This window comes from Pseudoalteromonas sp. SR45-6, assembly GCF_014163545.1.
Lineage (GTDB): Bacteria > Pseudomonadota > Gammaproteobacteria > Enterobacterales > Alteromonadaceae > Pseudoalteromonas > Pseudoalteromonas rhizosphaerae.
This window is the reverse complement of sequence record NZ_JACJDM010000222.1, coordinates 1-287: the sequence shown is the minus strand read 5'-3', so window position 1 is coordinate 287 and position 287 is coordinate 1. Positions and strand designations below refer to the sequence as shown.

Sequence of the window (287 nt, the reverse complement as noted above, 5' to 3'; positions counted from 1 at the left end):
TTCTGCGGTTACTTAAAAGATTGCAAGGTATGCCCACTGCAACAGCAATGTATGCGAAAGCCACCTATAAAAACAGGACGGCAAGTTCAGTTTAAAAATGATGAATCGCGTAAAAAGCTAAGCTATATCGACAAAATGAAGGTCAAAATAGACAGCCCAATGTGCATATTCTCACCAGCTTTGATCACCCAATGGCATTAACTTTGATCGCTTATTCTCATTAAGCTTTGATCACGAAAATTACGCGATAATGATCACTTTTGTGTTCTTAATGATTTTGCCGATCA

Annotated in this window: 1 protein-coding gene; it reads left to right on the top strand. The window is 38.0% G+C overall.

Annotated elements, in window-relative coordinates; translation table 11 throughout:
* Positions 1-201, top strand: a 201-nt coding sequence (locus tag H5158_RS23000) for a transposase (RefSeq protein WP_182741000.1), incomplete at its 5' end; no start/stop codon positions are given.
* Positions 202-287 lie beyond the last annotated feature (86 nt).